This window comes from Leucobacter luti (assembly GCF_004217175.1).
GTDB classification, from domain to species: domain Bacteria; phylum Actinomycetota; class Actinomycetes; order Actinomycetales; family Microbacteriaceae; genus Leucobacter; species Leucobacter luti.
Map to the genome: position 1 here is coordinate 124,660 of NZ_SHKI01000004.1, position 16,312 is coordinate 140,971.

Consider the following 16,312-nt stretch of genomic DNA (forward strand, 5'->3'; position numbering starts at 1 on the left):
CATGCAGCACCCGTTCATCGGCGCTCCCTCATCTCACGTTGCCGGCCCCGCCGCCGGCTTCCAGGGGGACGGCATCGCCCAGCGGATCGCCACCGCGATCTCGCTGGGCATGCTGAGCGTCGGTGAGCGGCTGCCGCCCGAGGCGGAACTCGCGAGCCAGTTTGGCATCGCGGTCGCCACGCTCCGCAAGGCACTCGCCGCGCTCCGCGAGCAGGGCGTGGTTGAGACTCGGCGCGGCCGCAACGGCGGCACCTTCGTGGTGCAGGCGCCGTTCCCCTCGACGGAGACCCTGCAGCGCGCGCTGCTGCGCATCAGCACGGTGGCGCTGCGCGACTTCTTCGACGAGCACGCCGCGGTCTCTGGCATGGCCGCCCGCCTCGCGGCGGAGCGCGCGGTACCCGAGGTGCGCACCCGGCTCGCCGAGTTCGCGTTTCAGGCGCGAGAGGCGCGGGAGCCGCAGGATCGCGCGCTCGCCGACAGCCGCTTCCACTTCGAGGTCGCCGTGCTGAGCCACTCGCAGCGCCTCCTCGCCGGGGAGCAGCGCCTGCAATCGGAGCTGTCCCCGTTCCTGTGGTGCGACGCCATCAGCCACGCCTCGCTACAGACGGCCTTTTCGGAGCACCTCGCGATCGTCATGGCGATCGAGCAGCGGCAGCCCGAGGAGGCGCAGCGCCTCGCGGTGGCACACGTCCAGGCGAACGCCCGGCTGATCCTCGACGGCAAGTTCGCGCTGGGGCGCGCCGAGGTGAGCGCGTGAGCGCGGCGGGCGCCGAGAGCGCCGGCGCTGCGGGCGCGGATGTGCACGCGAGGCACCCAGATACCGACCTCACGCCGCTCATCGACGAGCTCAACGCCTGGTTCTCCGACCACTTCACCCGCCTCGAAGCGCTCGCTGAAGAGCTCATCGGCGTGCTCCGGTTCGACGCGGAGCAGCGGCTCGAACTCACGGAGTCGGCGCGACGCCGGCTGAAGGCGATCGCGGTGCGCGCGCTCGCAGAAGACCAGACCCTCGACGGCTGCGGCCTGATCTTCGCCCGCTCCGCGCTCGGCACCGAGAACGGGCACCTCGAGTGGTGGGTGCGCGAGGACGAGACGCGCTTCGCCCGCTACTCGTTCGGCGTGGTCCCCGGGGGCGACCGCTACTACGACTACGAGCACCACGAGTGGTTCATCCGCGCGTTCCACGATGGCGCGCCCGCGCTGGTGGGGCCGTACATCGACTACCTCGGCGTCGAAACCTACGTGGTCACGCTGACCGTCCCGGCCACGCTCGACGGCACGCGCATCGGCGCGGTGGGCAACGACATCCAGGTGGCCGATCTGGAGGCGGAGCTGCTGCCCGTGCTGCTGCGCACCCCCGTGGAAGCGGCCGTGATCGGGCGGCACGGGAACGTGCTGTTCGGCAACTCGACCCGGTTCCTGCCGGGTGAGTACGTGCCGCAGGATCTCGCCGGGGTCGCGCGCGTACCGCTCGGCCCGGCATCGGCCGGAATCCAGTTGCTCCACGCTGTCCCGGCCGCGTAACCAGCGCGGGGCCGCGCGCCCAAGCGGGGCCGCGCGCCCAAGCGGGACGGGGCCCCGCGCCGGCGGGCTAGTCCCGCACCACCTCGGCGAAGCGCTCGGCGACCTCGCCCCACAGCTCGCTGAGCCGCGGCTCGGCGCCGCGCACACGCGCGATCACCTCGGGGCCGGCGAGCCCGATATCGTCGAGCCCGGTGCCCTCCTCCTCGACCCAGTCCTCGGCCGTCGTGGTGAGCGCCTCCGGGTGAAACTGCACGCCCCAGGCGGCCACACCGATGCGGAATGCCTGGTTGCGGCAGGCCGCGCTCGACGCGAGCACCCGGGCACCAGCGGGCAGCTCGGCCGCCTCGAGCCAGTGCCACTGCACCACGGGCACCTCGCTCCCCGCGATCCCGCCGAACAGCGGATCCGTGGGGTCTGCCCCGGCGAAATCGACGGCGCAGAGGCCTACCTCGGGACCGGCCGGGGCCGTGCGCACGCTGCCACCTGTCGCGGCGGCGAGCAGCTGGGCGCCGAGGCAGATTCCGAGGGTCGGGATCTCGCGGGACACCCCCTCGGCGAGGAGTTCGCGCGTGGCCGGAAGCCACGGGGCAGCCTCGTCGTCGAGCGGCCCCATCGAGCCGCCCAGCACGATCAGCCCGTCGTAGCCGTCGAGGGTGGGCGGCACGTCGCGCCCGGCGTCTGGGCCCACGGTGTCGAGGATCACCCCGCGCCCGCGCAGCCGGGCCGCGAAGTGCCCGAGCCCGGCGTTGCCCTGGTGCTCCACCACGAGCACGCGCGCGCCGCTCACGCCGCAGCCCCGGTGGAGACTCGGGGCCGCGCACCCGCCGCCGCGCCGGGCACCGCGAGCGCGGACTCCCCCGCGGCGGCGCGGGCGGCCGCGCGCGCCACGAGCCAGTCGAACAGGGCTTGCTGCTGCGGGTCGCTCGCGGCCGTGTCTTCCGGGTGCCACTGCACGGCGAGCAGCTCGGCCCGCTCGTGTTCAAGCGCTTCGACCACCCCGTCGGGTGCGCGTCCCACCACTCGCAGGCCGCGCCCCACGTCGGCAACTGCCTGGTGGTGGTAGGACGACACCGTGAGATCGCGGGCACCGAGCGCCGCGGCGAGCGCGGAGTCCGGTTCGACCGCGACCGGGTGCACGCTGTCGCGGTGCACGCTGTCCGCCGCGAGATCCTGCACCATCGTGCCGCCGTGCTCCACGTTCAGCAGCTGAAAGCCGCGGCAGATCGCGAGCACCGGCACCCCCTCGGCGATCGCTGCCGCGAGCAGCTCCGCCTCGAACTGGTCCTGCGCGGGGGCGTCGGCGGTGACGGTGGTGGGGAGCGGCTGCTCCCCGTACCGTGCGGGGTCGATGTCGAAACCTCCGGGGAGCAGCAGTCCGTCGAGTCCGCGCACCCGATCGCTCGCGGGGGTCGGCCCCTCCGCAAACAGGGTGAGCGGCTCACCGCCAGCCCGCACGACCGAGCGGAGCACGGCGACCGCGACGGCGTTTCCGTCGAAGCGGAGACCGTGCACCCGATTCGACCACATGCCGGCGACGCCGATGCGGGGCGCGGGCACGGCTACGCCCCCGGCTTCAGCGGGAACGGGAGCAGCGGCATCCAGCGCGTCCACACCCGCTCAAGCGAGCCATCGGCCACCGCTGCGGAGAGCGCCGAGTTGATCTCCCCTCGGAGCGCGTCGTTGCCGGGGGCAACCCCGATCCCCCACCGGTTGCCGGTGAGTACGGTGAACGCCTCGACGAAGTCTGGGTCCTCCTGCCCGAGCGGAATCATGACCACATCATCGTCCACGAAGCCGTCAATCTCCCCGGAGCGGGTGGCCTCGATCATGTCGCTGAAGACGTCGTCGCTCGCGCCGAAGCTCACGAGCTCTGCGCCGGGGAACGTTTCGGCGAGCTTCATGTTCGTGGAGTTCGCGATCGCGCCGATCCGGTAGCCCGCGAGCTCCTCGGCGGCGCGGGCGGGGTCGTCGGCGCGCACGATGAGTGTCTCGTTAAACACGGCGTACGGCGAGGTGAAGTCGACGAGCGCGGCGCGCTCGGCGGTCATCCCCTGGCCGCACCAGACGGCGTCTGCGTCGCCGCGGCGCACGGCCGGGATCATGTCGTCCCACGGGACCATGACCCACTCGATGTCTGCGCCGAGGTGCTCCGCAATGAGCGCGGCGGCCTCCGGTTCGTAGCCGCCGCGGGTCTTCCCGTCGGTGCTCTTCGAGAAGAGCGGCAGCGCCTCAGAGTCGATGCACGCGAGTCGGAGCGTGCGCGGTGTGGTGGTGGTCACGGAATTGCCTCCCAGTACTGATCGAATTCCCACTGTGAAATTTGGCCGCAGTAGCGCGCCCACTCGTCCCGCTTGAGCTGCAGGAAGATCCGGGTGAGTTCCTCGGGCATCGCCCCCATGAGGTAGGGGTCCGCCTCGAACGCCTCGATCGCCGAGCCCAGGGTGTTGGGCACCGCGACGTCGCTGAGCACGTCGCTCGGCTCGCCCGGCTCACCCGGGTCGAGCTGCGCCTCGATCCCGTGCTCGATCGCCGCGAGGAGGTACAGGTGCGACAGGTACGGGTTGACACTCGCGTCGGGCAGGCGATACTCCATGCGCCCATTGGCCGAGATCCGCAGCGCAACGCCGCGGGTGTCGAGTCCCCAGTCGGCGCCGGAGGGGGCGAACTGGCCGGCGTCCCAGTACCGCTTGTACGAGTTGACCGTTGACCCCATCACCAGCATCGAGCCCGGGGTGTGCAGCAGCATTCCGGCGATCGCGTTGCGCGCGATGTCGGTGACGTGCAGTTCGACGCGGCCGTCCTCGATCACGTTTTCGGCGTCGTCGGTGCCCGCTGCACCGGATCCCGCCCGCCACAGGCTGAGGTTGTGGTGGCAGCCGTTGCCCATCTTCCCGTTGTAGGGCTTGGCCATGAAGCTCGCCTGCAGCCCGAGCTCGCGCGCGACCTGCTTGCAGATCTGGCGGTAGGTGGTCATGCGCTCGGCGGTGAGTTCCGCCCGGTCGAAGTCCCAGTTCAGTTCGAGCTGTCCGTCGTCCTCGTAGTCGCCCTGGATCATCGCGAAGTCGAGCGCCTGCGCGTAGCTGATGACCTTCTTAAAGACGGGGCGCATCTTCTCCAGGTTCTCGACCTGGTAGGCGGGGCTCTGGTCGTCCTTGCAGGAGACCTCCATGCCCGGCCCGGTCCACGTCATCTCGGGTTCGAGGCCGCTGCGCAGCTCAAGGCCGGTGCGTTCGGTGAAGGCGCGGTGGGCCACACGGAACAGCGCCCGGGTGTCGAGCGGGATCAGCCGGCCGGCGCCCGCGCCGAGGTGGGGCGGGTCGTAGGCGGTGCAGAAGATGCGCCCCACCTCCTGGTCCCAGGGCAGCACCTGGAACGTTTCGGGTTCCGGGAGCCCCCAGAACTCGTGCGCGTCGACGCCGCCGCCGATCAGTTCGCCCTCGCGGCTCGTCTGCAGGTCGGTGAGGGCCGTGCGGTGGAACGCGATCCCCTTGCGCAGCATGCGCTCGTAGTGCTCCGCGGGCACCACCTTGGCAACCGTGCGGCTCCCGAGCGTGGGGATCATGTAGTAGATGTACTTCACCCCGGTCTCGCGAATCCGCTCGCCGAGCACGGCCACCGTTTCCGGGCGCAGATTCGCCTCCTGGTGCCGGGCGAACGCCGTGGTGTCCGCGAGGATCTCGCGGAGCGCGGCGCCGAAGCGCCCGCCCCCGTTGAGGTCTGACATGTGGTTCCTTTCATCGTTGGAAGGTCTGTGTCGGGCGGCTGCGCCCGGGCCGGGGCGGCTGCGCCCGGATCGGGCGGAGTCCGCAGATCGGGCAACTCTGCCTGGATCTGGCGGAGCGCCCCCGGGGGTGCTAGCGCACCGCGAAGGTGATCGGGAGTTTCACCGGCCCGTGGTTGCCCGAGTCCGGCAGCCACTCGTCGCCGCCGGGGCACTCGATCCCGGTCAAGCGCTCGGCGAGCAGCGGCAGCGCGACGCCCATGTCGGCGCGCGCGATGTAGTGGCCGAGGCAGTGGTGCACCCCGCCCCCGAAGGTGTGGTGCGGCTTTCGTCCCTCGGCGTCGATGTCGATCTCCGGATCGGGGAACGCCTCGGGGTCGGTGCCGCTCGACATAGTGAAGAGGTGCACCGTGGTGCCCCGCGCGATCGAGAGCCCCTCGTACTCGAAGTCCTCGTTCGCCTCGCGTGTGACCCACCGCGTGGTCGGGTTGACGCGCAGGCCCTCCTCGAGCGCCGGCTTCGCGAGCTCCGCCGGTCGCGCCGCGAGCTTCTCCCACTGCTCGGGGTTGCGCATGAACGTCTGCAGGAGCAGTCCGATTTGGTTGCGCGTGGTGTCCATCCCGCCAAACAGCATGAGCACGAGCGCGTTGCGCAGCTCGGCATCACTGAGCTTGTCCCCGGCCTCTGAGAACTGGACGAGGCGCGAGACCACGTCTTCCCCGGGCTCGGCCCGGCGCTCGGCGATCAGCTGCTCCACGAAATCGTAGAGCTCTTGCACGGCCACGTCGATGCGCTCGATGTCCTCCTTGATCGACACGCTCAGCGCGTAGCCGACCGTGTTTGCGCGGTCGGCGATGAACGGCCAGTGCTCGTGCGACAGGCCCATCATGGCGCAGAGCGCGCGCGTGGCGAACGGCTCGGCGAATGCCGCGACGAAGTCAACCTCCTCGCCGCGCTGCTGCGCCGCGACCATGTCGTCGATCAGCTCGGTGGCGATCTCCGCGAACTCGGGCTCGAGGCGGCGAGCGACGGTGGGCGAGAACGCGGGGTTGAGCAGGCGCCGAATCCGGTGGTGCTCGTCGCCCTCAAGCACGAGGAGGTTCTTTGACCACCACTCGTGGAAGATTCCGGAGTGGACGCCGTTGTGATCCGGCCACTTCGCACTGCCCTGATTGAGGCTCGGGTGCTTCAGCAGCTCCGTCACTTCGCGGTAGCGCAGCACCCCGAAGCCGTAGTTGGTGCGCGCCACCCAGCTGCGGGCGCGGGCGTCGCGCACCGCCTCCGAGTTCATCGCGAACTCGGGTGCGGCGATGTCGAGGTAGGGCAGGTCGGTGTCGCCGACTGTTCCGGGCATTCGTACTCCTTCGTCGAACGTGGTCCCGCACCATCTACGCGGGAGACCGGTTTTAAATAAGTTAGTGGTGAATGTTTTATCGCGCAAGTGCCTCATTGCATCTCGCAACACCAACGAAACAATCGGAACTAAAACATTCACTTGAGGTATCTTTAGCGTTACACTGGACGCACTCCCCGGGTGCAGCGCCGCGCCGACAGGGACCGCACCGAGTCACGCGAAGGAGCTGTGATGACGCCCAATACACCCCCCAGCCTCGCCGTGGTCGGCAGTGGACCGGCCGGCTGCTATCTCGCGCAGTCGTTCCTGCGCGCGTTTCCGGAGAGCGAGATCACGCTGTTTGACGCGCTCGTCTCCCCCTTCGGCCTCGTCCGCTACGGCGTCGCCGCCGATCACCAGCACACCAAGGCGATCACCCGGCAGTTTGAGCGCCTCTTCGCAGCCCCCAACGTGCGTTTCGCCGGGGACGTGACCGTGGGGCGCGACCTGACCCTCGCCGAGCTGCGGGCGCACTACGACGCGGTCGTGCTCGCCACAGGCCTCAGCGCCGATCGCGCACTCCCGATCCCCGGCGGCGAGCTGCCCGGCGTCATCGGCGCCGGCGCACTCACCCGCGCGCTCAACGCCCACCCCGCCGCCGCCACGCGCCTGCCCGAGCTCGGGCCCGACGTCGTAATCATCGGCGCGGGCAACGTGGCGCTCGACATCCTCCGATTCCTAGTGAAGGATCGCGGCGGGTACGCGGCCAGCGATATCGCCGACCCAGTGCTCGACGCCTACCTCGCCGCGCCGGCGCAACGCATCACGGTGCTGAGCCGCTCGGCGGCGCGGGCCGCGAAGGGCGATCCGCAGATGCTCCGGGAGCTCGCGGCGCTCCCGCGCGGGAGCTACGCGGCGCCCGGGAGCGAGCTCGACCCCGCTCCGGACGACGATCGCGCGGCCGCGGCACGCAGCGCCGCAATCGCGGAGCTGGTCGCGGCCGAGCGCCCGCACTTCCCCGGCCCCGCCGTGACGCTCCGGTTCGGGGCGACGCCCACCGAGATCCTCGGTGACGGCCACGTTGCCGCGGTCGTCTGCGAGGCCGGCGGCGCGCAGATCCGGATTCCGGCGACCGCGGTCATCACGGCGATCGGCTTCGACGCGGAGACCGCCGCGCTCGCGAGCTCCCACGCGACGCCCGAGACCGGGCGCGTTGCCGCCGGGCTGTACCGCACCGGGTGGGCGAAGCGCGGCCCGCGCGGCGCGATTCCCGAGAACCGCGCGTGCGCGAAGGCGGTCGCCGACGAGATCGCGGCCGACCTCGCCTCGGGAGCGCTTGCCCCGGATCCGCGCAAGACCGGATTCGCCGGGCTGCCCGCGGCGGTGCGCGCTCGCGCGATCTCGTACGCGCAGTGGGGTGCCCTCGACGCGCACGAGCGCGCGACGGCCGCACCGGATCGCGTGCGCGCAAAACTCACCGACCACGACCAGATGGCCGCCATCGCCCGCGGTGGCGCCAGCTCCCCTTCCCTCCCTTGAAAGGAACACCCCAGGTGAAATTCACGGTTCTTTACGGCACCGAGTCCGGCAACTCAGAACTCATCGCCGACGACCTCGGCGCGAAGCTGCGCGAAGCGAACGACGACGTCGAGGTGCACGACCTCCAGGATTTCGATCCCGCGGCGCTCACCGCCGAGCGCTTCGTGATCGTCGTCTGCTCCACCCACGGCGAGGGAGATCTGCCCAACACCGCGCTGCCGTTCGCCGAGGCGTTCGATGCAGCACCGCCGCAGCTCGCCGGGGTGCGCTACGCGATGTTCGGCCTCGGCGACACGTTCTACGAGGTGACCTACAGCCAGGGCAGCGAACACATCGACCGGCGCTTCACCGCGCAGGGCGCGGTGCGGGTGGGCGAGTACGGACGGCACGACGCGTCGTCGTGGGATCTCGGCAGCGACGTTGCGCTCGATTGGCTTCCCGGAGTCCTCGACGCGGCGAGCGTCACGGCATAGCCCGAACGCGGGCCGGGGTGTCGCCTCGGCCCGCACCGCGCCCACATCCGTGGCCCGCGTCGCGCGGAGCCCGGGCGCGCGTCACTGCGTTGCGCCGGCCCGGGCCACGAGCTCGCCGAAGATCAGTGAGCGATCCGCGGTGTGTGCCCGCGGCTCCTCCGGGTGCCACTGCATCCCGACCACCCAGCGCGCCGTGCGGTGCTCGGTCCCCTCGATGATCCCATCGTGCGCCCGCGCGGTGACCCGCAGCTCGGGCCCCACGGTCGCGACCGCCTGGTGGTGGCCGTTGCGCACCGTCACCTCCGTGCGCCCGAGAATCCGGGCGATCTCAGAGTCGGGCTCGAGCCGCACTTCCTCGTCGATGAACAGCGGGTCGTTGCCGCGGTGCAGCGGCCAGTTCTCAATGTCCGGGATCAGCGTGCCGCCGAACGCGACCCCGAGCAGTTGCGAGCCCCGGCAAATCGCAAGCGTCGGAATGTCTCGCGCCACCGCCGCGCGGATCTCAGCGATGCAGAACTCATCGGCGCGCTGATCCACGCCGTACTCGTTCGCGGGGGGCGGGCCAGCGTAGCCGTAGCAGGCACCGGCGACGTCGCCGCCGCCCAGGAACACGATGCCGCGAGCCGCGGCGAGCAGCTCGGCGTGCCCCGGGGCGGACGGCGCTGCCGAGTCGACGAGGCGCGGGCGCCCGCCAGCCCACCGCACCGCGTCAAACGCGATCCTGGTGAACGACTCCTGGAGCTCGTGCGCGCCGCGATCCATCCCCGGGAACGTGAGGGACACCACCATGGGGATCAGCGGTCCACTCGGGTCCTCGGCGATGGACGGGGCGAACTGGTCGGGGTCGACACTGAGGGCGGGCATCTCCGCTTCCTTTCACTGAGACGCGGCCGCGCCCCCGGCTCCGCGGAGTCGGGGGCGCGGCCGCGCGAAACAATTGCTGGCTACGCGACGGTCTTGATCGGCCCGCTCGCGTCCGCGGCCGGCGCGTCGCCGCGCTGGTACGCCTTCGAGACGAGCATGTAGATCCAGCCGACAGCGATGACGCCGACGGTGGTCATGATGAGCAGGTAGTCCTCGGCCCAGCCGCCGCCCGTGGGGCGCGGCCAGAGAATGTTGACTACCGCGGCGACTCCCCACACGAGCGCGATGAGGTTGACCGGGTAGGCCCACGCGCCCAGCCGAAACTTGCCGGCCGGCTTCCACCCCATGATTCGCGCGCGCAGCGCGGCGAGCACCACCATCTGGAACCCCACGTAGATACCCACGGTCCCGAAGCCGACCATCGCCGTCAGGGCGTCCTCAAGCAGCAGCGAGAACACCACAACCGCCGCGGGGAACAGCGCGGCCATGAGCAGCGCGTTGTTGGGGACGGCGCGACGCTCGTTGAACTTCGCGAGGAAGTGCGAGCCGGGCAGGAAGCCGTCGCGTCCCATCGAGTAGATGAGGCGGCTCGCGGCGGCCTGCAGGCTGGTGATGCACGAGACGAACGCGACCACGATCACGAACATGACGACCGGGAAGATCGGGCCAAACGCCTGGTGCAGCAGGTTGCCAATCGGATCGGCCACCTCACCGCTCGCGACCGCCTGGAAATCGGGAACCGCGAGCACGAGCGAGAATACGAGCAGGTTCGCGGCGAAGCCGCCGATGTACAGGGTCATGCGCATCGCCTTCGGCACGCGCGCGCTTGGATCCTTGATCTCCTCAGCGACATCGCCGTTCGCCTCGAAGCCGTAGTACGCGAACATGCCGATCAGGGCTGCAGCCGCGAACGCGCCAAGGTACCCGCCCGGGGCGTCGTTGCCGATGCCCTGGTTGTCGAACAGGATCGACAGGTCGTGCTGGCGGTGGAAGATCAGCAGGTAGCCGCCGATCACCACGGCGCCGAGCATCTCCGCGATCAGCCCGATGGTTGCGGCAAGGCTCAGCACGCGCGTGCCGGAGAAGTTGAGAATCGTGGCGATCACGAGGGTGCCGAGTGCGACGAGGACGGTGCCGCCCGCGTCGAGCTCCCCGCCGAACACTGACGCGACGAAGGGGGCAGCGCCGTACGCGACCGCGGCGATCGTGCCCACCAGGGCGACGACGTAGATCCAGCCGTTCATCCAGGCCCACTTACGGCCCCAGAGCCGCCGGGACCACGGATAGACGCCGCCGGCGACCGGGTAGTTCGAGACGACCTCACCGAAGATGAGCGCCACAAAAAACTGGCCGACGAGCGCGATCACGAGGGCCCAGGCCATGGGCGGACCGGCCTGGCCCAGCGAGATCGCGAACATCGAGTACACGCCGGCGATCGGCGAGAGGTAGGTGAAGCCGAGCGAGACGTTTCCCCAGAAACTCATCTCGCGCTTGAACGTCGTGTCGTATGAGTAGCCGAGCGACGCCAGGTGTGCGGCGTCCTCGTCATGCTCAAGGACGTGATTGTCGTGTGTCATGGTCGCGTGGTACTCCCTCGTACGTCGACTGGATCCTGAGCCCTCACCGGCGAGAGCTAGATACAACGTACATCTAGATGTTTTGGGAGACAAGCAATGACTTAGTTTTTCACGAAACCAACATCAATTCGAAACAAATTCATTCATAGACGAATGTTTGTCGGCTCTCGCGCGGGCATGCGACCCCACACACGCGAACGGGGTCGGGTGCGAACCCGCACCCGACCCCGCCTGTAGCGCTACGCCACTAGAGCATCACGTAGAACTTCTCGAGCGGCTCTGAGATATCCCACGTCCCGCGCCACCCATCGGGGAACGAGGCGACGTCGCCCGGGCCGAGCTCAACCGGCTCTCCCCCATTCTCAGTAACGACCATGCGCCCACGCAGCACGTGGATCACCTCGCCCATACCGTCAAAGTTCCACTCCGATACCCCCGGGTCACACCGCCAAAACCCGGTATGCACCCCGCGCTCTGCGTCGGAGGTGAACTCCTCAAGCCAGGTCGCCGTCGGCCCGGTCTGCGAGATCCCCAGCGGGGCTTCGAGCGGCCCCGCCTCGGGAATTCGGGCGAACACATCTGAAACTCGAACATGCTGCGTCACTGCAACCTCCATCCACACGGGGTCCCCTCTGAACCCGCAGGGCTTAACCATACATCGAGTGAATGTTTTCTCGCGCCCGGGCCACAATCTCCGCCGCGGGTAGCATTGGACCGTGACCAGCCAAGCCCCCGGCCCGGGGCACACCCCGCCCCTCGGCCGCAGCCACCGACAGCCGAGCCGGGGACCGCTGCGCTTCGCGCTCATCGGGGGCGGCGCCATCGCCCACGAGCTCCTGCGACTGGTCGAGGAGCTCTCCCCCGGGGCTGAGCGCCTCGAGTTCGCAGGCCACGTGACCCGCGCCGCCGGCTCACTCGAGGCCACCCTCCCCGCGTGCGACGTGATCGTGGAGGCCGCCGGAATTGAGGCGGTCCAGGAGTACGGGCCGCGCATCGTGGGCGCTGGGCGCGACCTCGTCGTCGCCTCAATCGGGGCGTTCGCCGATCCGCGTCTCCTCCCCGCGCTTCGCGCCGCCGGGACCGGCCGCGTGCACCTCACGAGCGGCGCGATCGGCGGGCTCGACCTCCTCGCAGCGGCGGGCCGCACGGGCGGCCTCGTGGCGGCGCGAGTGCGCAGCACCAAGCTCCCCACGTCGCTCATCCAGCCGTGGATGAGCGCGGCCGAGCGCGGCCACCTGTCCGCGCTCAGCCGGCCAGAGCTCCTGTTCTCCGGGACGCCGGAACTGGCAATCGCGCAGTTCCCCGCGTCCCTCAACGTCGCGGTCGCCGTGCAGCTCGCGGTTGGCCCGCGGCCCCCGATCACCGTCGAGCTCGTTGCCGACCCCGAGGCGCACCTCACGCACCACGAGATCACGGCGTCCGGCCCCGCGGGCGACTACGCGTTCTCGATCCGCAATGCGCCGCTCGCCGCCAGGCGCGCAAGCTCTGGCCTCACCGCACGCGCACTCGCGGCCGACCTCCTCCGACTGGCGGAGGAGCGCCGCTAGACCGTCGTGAACACCTTGCTCGTGATTCGCCACACTCCGTCGCGCCGGATCAGCCCGAAGTGATTTCGAAAATCTGCCCCGAGGAAGCCGCGCTCGTCGAGAATCGCGTGCGCGACGTCGCCGGTCACTGAGATGCCGTGGATCTCTGCGCGGTAGTCCGGCCCCGCCGGCTCAGCCGCGCCCACCACCTGGGCCGCAAACTCCGCACCGGTCATCGTGACGTACTCGCCGCCGAGATAGCCCCACATCACCGCGTTCTGATCGAACGCGTCCGCCACCGCGGCAGCATCCGCCGCCGCGCAGCCGTCGACGTACCGCTGAACCACTGACTCCACCGCTTCATGCATGCCCTCAGCGTAGCGGTTTTTCTCCCAGTGGGGAATAACCGCGCGATCGGATCCCCTATCGGGGTGGCGCTATTGGGCACTCGCCCAGTAGGATACTCGGCAGCACACCCATGACCAAAGGAGCACCGGATGAGCACGTGGCGCATGCCGATCGAAGGACACGAGCAGGAGCGGCTGTGGCTCGCGTGGCCCACCAGCGGGTACACGCTCGGCGATACCGAAGCTGAGGTCGAAGAGGCGCGCAGCACCTGGGCGGCCGTCGCGAACGCCGCGAGCGAGCACGAGGCGGTCACCGTTGTGGTCAACCCGGGCGACGAGGCCGTCGCGTCACGCTACCTCTCCGCCCAGATCGATCAGCTCTCCGCACCCCTGGACGACGCCTGGATGCGCGATATTGGCCCGAGCTTCGTGATCGGGGACGACGGCGTCCTCGGTGCGGTGAACTACCGCTTCAACGGCTGGGGCGGCCAGGACTGGGCAAGCTGGGAGCACGACCAGCACATCGGCCGCATCGTCGCCGAGGCGGCCGGCGCGGAGCTCATTAACTCGGACATGACGAACGAGGGCGGCGGCATTCAGGTCGACGGGACCGGACGGGTCGTGATCACCAAGACCGTGCAGCTCGACCCGGGCCGCAACCCGGGCTGGACCCGCGAGCAGGTCGAAGCCGAGCTGCTGCGCACCATCGGTGCGGACAGCGCGCTCTGGCTCCCCCGCGGGCTCACCCGGGACCACGACACGTTTGGCACGCGCGGCCACTCGGACATCCTCGCGGCCTTCACCACCCCCGAGGTGCTCCTGATGCACCGCCAGGACGCGACCTCGCACCCCGACCACCTGATCGCGAAGACCAACCGCGAGGTCGCGGACGAGTACCGCAGCAACACCTCGGGTCGCTTCGAGATCATCGACCTGCCCGCGCCCGAGGCGCTTCGCGACGACGAGGGCTTCGTCGACTACAGCTACATCAACCACGTCGTCATCAACGGCGCGGTGCTCGCGTGCGCGTTCGACGACCCGGCCGACGACCGCGCACTCGCGACCCTGCGCGAGGTGTACCCGGGGCGCGAGGTGATCGGCATCGACGCGCGCCCGCTCTTCGCACGCGGTGGCGGCATTCACTGCATCACCCAGCAGCAGCCGAAGGTCGCCGCCCGCTAGCCCGCGCGCCGCACGGCACCTCCCGCGAGGTGCGAGCAGTCCCGCACAGCCTCGGCGTGCGGGACTGTTCAATTTTCTCAGCCGCCCGTGCGCCACCCCTGGCAGGATGGTGGTGCTCACCACCGGCTTGCTCGTCACGCACGCCGCCACACCGCACCGAGGATGCGCGGTTGGCGCGCACCGTGGCGCCGCCGAAGACCCGACCCGCGGAGGATTCACATGACCGACACCCTGACCCCTGAGCTTGAAGCGGTAGTCGCGCGCGCCGCAACCGCAGCACCCGCGTTCGCCGCAACCACCCCCGAAACCCGCGCCCGCGCACTCGTCGCGATCGCCGACGCCCTCGAAGACGCGAAGACGCGCCTCGTCACCATCGCCATGCGCGAAACCGGCCTCACCGAAGCACGCCTCACCGGCGAAGTCACCCGCACCGCCGTCCAACTCCGCCTCTTCGCCGACACCCTCGTCGACGGCGGCTACCTCGACGCCCGCATCGACCCCGCCGACCCCGACTTCGCACTCGGCGTACGCCCAGACATCCGCCGCACCCACCTCCCCGTCGGCCCCGTCATCAACTTCTCCGCCTCAAACTTCCCCTTCGCGTTCTCCGTCATGGGCGGCGACTCCGCAGCAATCCTCGCCGCCGGCTGCCCCCTCATCGTGAAAGCACACTCCGGCCACCCCGAACTCTCCGACGCCACCGCCGAAGTCGCCACCGCAGCCCTCACCGCCACCGGCATGCCCGACGGCACCTTCCAACTCATCCACGGCCGCGAAGCCGGCGTCGCCGTTCTCACAGACCCACGCATCAAAGCCGGCGCATTCACCGGCTCCATCGCCGTCGGCCGCCTCCTCGCCGACATCGCCGCAAGCCGACCAGCCCCCATCCCGTTCTACGGCGAACTCGGCAGCGTCAACCCCGTCTTCATCACCGCCGACGCCATCACCGAACGCGCCACCGAAATCGCCTCCGGCTTCCTCACCAGCGTCTCCGGCTCCGCCGGCCAGCTCTGCACCAAACCCGGCTTCGTATTCGTGCCAGCCGGCACCGAGCTGCCCGCCGCGATCCAGACCGCAGCAGGCACCAGCGACCTCCCCGAGCACCGCCTCCTCGACCCCCGCATCGCACGCTCATTCGACGAGCGCCGCACCACAATCCTGAACGCCCCAGGAGTCACCGCCGTACTCCCGGGCAGCATCCGCTTCGACGACGCCGGACACGGCTGGGCCACCCCCACCATCGTCTCCGTCTCGCTGGACGCGTTCCGCACCAGCGCCGCAGACCTCGTCGAAGAAGCATTCGGGCCCCTCTCGATCCTCGTCGAGACCCCCGCCGGCACCGACCTCGCCGCACTCATGCCCGAGTTCTACGAGGGCAACCTCACCGGCACCCTCCACCTCAGCACCGCCGAAGCCACCGGCACCACCGCCAACACCACCGAGCTCCGCGCCCTCGTCGCAGCCCTCAGCCAGCAAGTCGGCCGCGTCCTGTTCAACGGCTGGTCCACCGGCGTCGCCGTCACCCCCGCCCAGCAACACGGCGGCCCCTGGCCCGCCACCACCAACGACACCAGCACCTCCGTCGGCACCGCAGCAATCTCCCGATTCATGCGCCCCGTCGCCTACCAAAACGCCCCGCAAGCATTCCTGCCCGCCGCTCTCCAAGACACCAACCCGGCCGGTATCCCCCAGGCGATCGCCCCCGCCGGCGAATCACACACCTGGGGCACCCGCTGGCACTAACCCACGCCGGTGACCCGGGGGGCGTATTCTCAGCCCGATCCCCCGGGTCACCGCAATAAAATGGGAGCATGAAGACTCAGTTCCGGGCCGTCGGCGCCCTCGCCGCGGCGGCATCCCTGTTCATCCTCGCGGGCTGCGCCACGAGCGCGAGCGCTCCGGCCGACCTCGCTGGCAGCTGGGGCACCCCGGATACCCGCGGAGAGCCGTCCCTCAACTTCATCCCGGCCGAGGACGGAAGCGCCGCCGGCCAGTTCGGCGGCAACGACGGGTGCAACACCATCGGCGGCGACTACACCGTCGAGGGTGAGACCATCGAGTTCGGGGCAATTCGCGCCACGATGATGTACTGCGAGGGCGTTGACACCTGGCTGTCCCAGGCGCACACCGGCACGGTCTCCGGCGACACGCTCACGGTGCTCAACGAGCAGGGCGAACAGATCGGCACGCTGGATCGCGCCTCCGCCGCGGCCGAGTAGCGCACCG

Annotated in this window: 17 protein-coding genes; 8 read left to right on the forward strand and 9 right to left on the reverse strand. The window is 70.1% G+C overall.

Annotated elements, in window-relative coordinates:
- Window position 1 precedes the first annotated feature (1 nt).
- Together EV139_RS06920 and EV139_RS06925 are read left to right on the forward strand one after the other, a co-directional pair.
- Window positions 2–757 carry a FadR/GntR family transcriptional regulator gene (locus EV139_RS06920; RefSeq protein ID WP_130453619.1) on the forward strand — a complete coding sequence of 252 codons (756 nt, stop codon included), beginning with the start codon at window positions 2–4 and terminating at the stop codon, window positions 755–757.
- Window positions 754–1,524 (forward strand): cache domain-containing protein, encoded by a 771-nt coding sequence (locus EV139_RS06925; RefSeq protein WP_237464445.1) that lies wholly within the window; start codon window positions 754–756, stop codon window positions 1,522–1,524. Before EV139_RS06920 ends, EV139_RS06925 begins: the two co-directional genes overlap by 4 nt.
- Before the next feature lie 67 nt (window positions 1,525–1,591).
- Here EV139_RS06925 and EV139_RS06930 read toward each other — a convergent pair whose 3' ends face one another.
- From EV139_RS06930 to EV139_RS06950, 5 genes are all read right to left on the reverse strand, one after another.
- The gene (locus EV139_RS06930; protein ID WP_241988982.1) at window positions 1,592–2,311 is read right to left on the reverse strand and encodes a type 1 glutamine amidotransferase; all 720 of its coding nucleotides are present in this window, start codon (window positions 2,309–2,311) and stop codon (window positions 1,592–1,594) included.
- Entirely contained in the window at window positions 2,308–3,081 is a 774-nt protein-coding gene (locus EV139_RS06935) for a gamma-glutamyl-gamma-aminobutyrate hydrolase family protein (protein WP_241988983.1), read from the reverse strand. Before EV139_RS06935 ends, EV139_RS06930 begins: the two co-directional genes overlap by 4 nt.
- Window positions 3,082–3,083: 2 nt before the next feature.
- On the reverse strand, window positions 3,084–3,803 hold the full coding sequence (locus EV139_RS06940; protein ID WP_130453620.1) for a substrate-binding periplasmic protein: 720 nt from the start codon (window positions 3,801–3,803) through the stop codon (window positions 3,084–3,086).
- A complete protein-coding gene (locus EV139_RS06945; protein ID WP_130453621.1) occupies window positions 3,800–5,248 on the reverse strand; it encodes a glutamine synthetase family protein in 1,449 nt (482 codons plus the stop codon). The genes EV139_RS06940 and EV139_RS06945 overlap by 4 nt, the downstream gene beginning before the upstream one ends.
- Window positions 5,249–5,378: 130 nt before the next feature.
- Window positions 5,379–6,599, reverse strand: coding sequence for a cytochrome P450 (locus EV139_RS06950; RefSeq protein ID WP_130453622.1), 1,221 nt, complete (start codon window positions 6,597–6,599; stop codon window positions 5,379–5,381).
- Between the two features lie 231 nt (window positions 6,600–6,830).
- Here EV139_RS06950 and EV139_RS06955 point away from each other — a divergent pair, with 231 nt between their 5' ends.
- Both EV139_RS06955 and EV139_RS06960 read left to right on the forward strand, forming a co-directional pair.
- Window positions 6,831–8,117: an FAD-dependent oxidoreductase gene (locus EV139_RS06955; protein ID WP_130453623.1), complete on the forward strand. Its 1,287-nt coding sequence runs from the start codon at window positions 6,831–6,833 to the stop codon at window positions 8,115–8,117.
- Window positions 8,118–8,131: 14 nt separating this feature from the next.
- Window positions 8,132–8,590 (forward strand): flavodoxin domain-containing protein, encoded by a 459-nt coding sequence (locus EV139_RS06960; protein WP_130453624.1) that lies wholly within the window; start codon window positions 8,132–8,134, stop codon window positions 8,588–8,590.
- 81 nt (window positions 8,591–8,671) lie between these two features.
- Here the strand turns inward: EV139_RS06960 and EV139_RS06965 are convergent, their stop codons facing one another.
- The 3 genes from EV139_RS06965 to EV139_RS06975 form a co-directional block, all read right to left on the reverse strand.
- Window positions 8,672–9,454, reverse strand: coding sequence for a gamma-glutamyl-gamma-aminobutyrate hydrolase family protein (locus EV139_RS06965; RefSeq protein ID WP_130453625.1), 783 nt, complete (start codon window positions 9,452–9,454; stop codon window positions 8,672–8,674).
- A gap of 80 nt (window positions 9,455–9,534) precedes the next feature.
- Window positions 9,535–11,031 (reverse strand): APC family permease, encoded by a 1,497-nt coding sequence (locus tag EV139_RS06970; protein WP_130453626.1) that lies wholly within the window; start codon window positions 11,029–11,031, stop codon window positions 9,535–9,537.
- Window positions 11,032–11,278: 247 nt separating this feature from the next.
- The gene (locus EV139_RS06975) at window positions 11,279–11,635 is read right to left on the reverse strand and encodes a cupin domain-containing protein (RefSeq protein ID WP_198677484.1); all 357 of its coding nucleotides are present in this window, start codon (window positions 11,633–11,635) and stop codon (window positions 11,279–11,281) included.
- Window positions 11,636–11,747: 112 nt separating this feature from the next.
- Between EV139_RS06975 and EV139_RS06980 the strand changes: the two genes are divergently transcribed.
- Window positions 11,748–12,578, forward strand: a complete 831-nt coding sequence (locus EV139_RS06980) for an aspartate dehydrogenase domain-containing protein (protein ID WP_130453627.1) — start codon at window positions 11,748–11,750, stop codon at window positions 12,576–12,578.
- Here EV139_RS06980 and EV139_RS06985 read toward each other — a convergent pair.
- On the reverse strand, window positions 12,575–12,925 hold the full coding sequence (locus EV139_RS06985) for a nuclear transport factor 2 family protein (RefSeq protein ID WP_130453628.1): 351 nt from the start codon (window positions 12,923–12,925) through the stop codon (window positions 12,575–12,577). The genes EV139_RS06980 and EV139_RS06985 overlap by 4 nt on opposite strands.
- Before the next feature lie 129 nt (window positions 12,926–13,054).
- Here EV139_RS06985 and EV139_RS06990 point away from each other — a divergent pair, with 129 nt between their 5' ends.
- From EV139_RS06990 to EV139_RS07000, 3 genes are all read left to right on the forward strand, one after another.
- Window positions 13,055–14,086 carry an agmatine deiminase family protein gene (locus EV139_RS06990; RefSeq protein WP_130453629.1) on the forward strand — a complete coding sequence of 344 codons (1,032 nt, stop codon included), beginning with the start codon at window positions 13,055–13,057 and terminating at the stop codon, window positions 14,084–14,086.
- Between the two features lie 219 nt (window positions 14,087–14,305).
- Window positions 14,306–15,829, forward strand: a complete 1,524-nt coding sequence (locus EV139_RS06995) for an aldehyde dehydrogenase (NADP(+)) (RefSeq protein ID WP_130453630.1) — start codon at window positions 14,306–14,308, stop codon at window positions 15,827–15,829.
- A 68-nt stretch (window positions 15,830–15,897) separates the two neighbouring features.
- Window positions 15,898–16,305 carry an META domain-containing protein gene (locus EV139_RS07000; protein ID WP_130453631.1) on the forward strand — a complete coding sequence of 136 codons (408 nt, stop codon included), beginning with the start codon at window positions 15,898–15,900 and terminating at the stop codon, window positions 16,303–16,305.
- Window positions 16,306–16,312 lie beyond the last annotated feature (7 nt).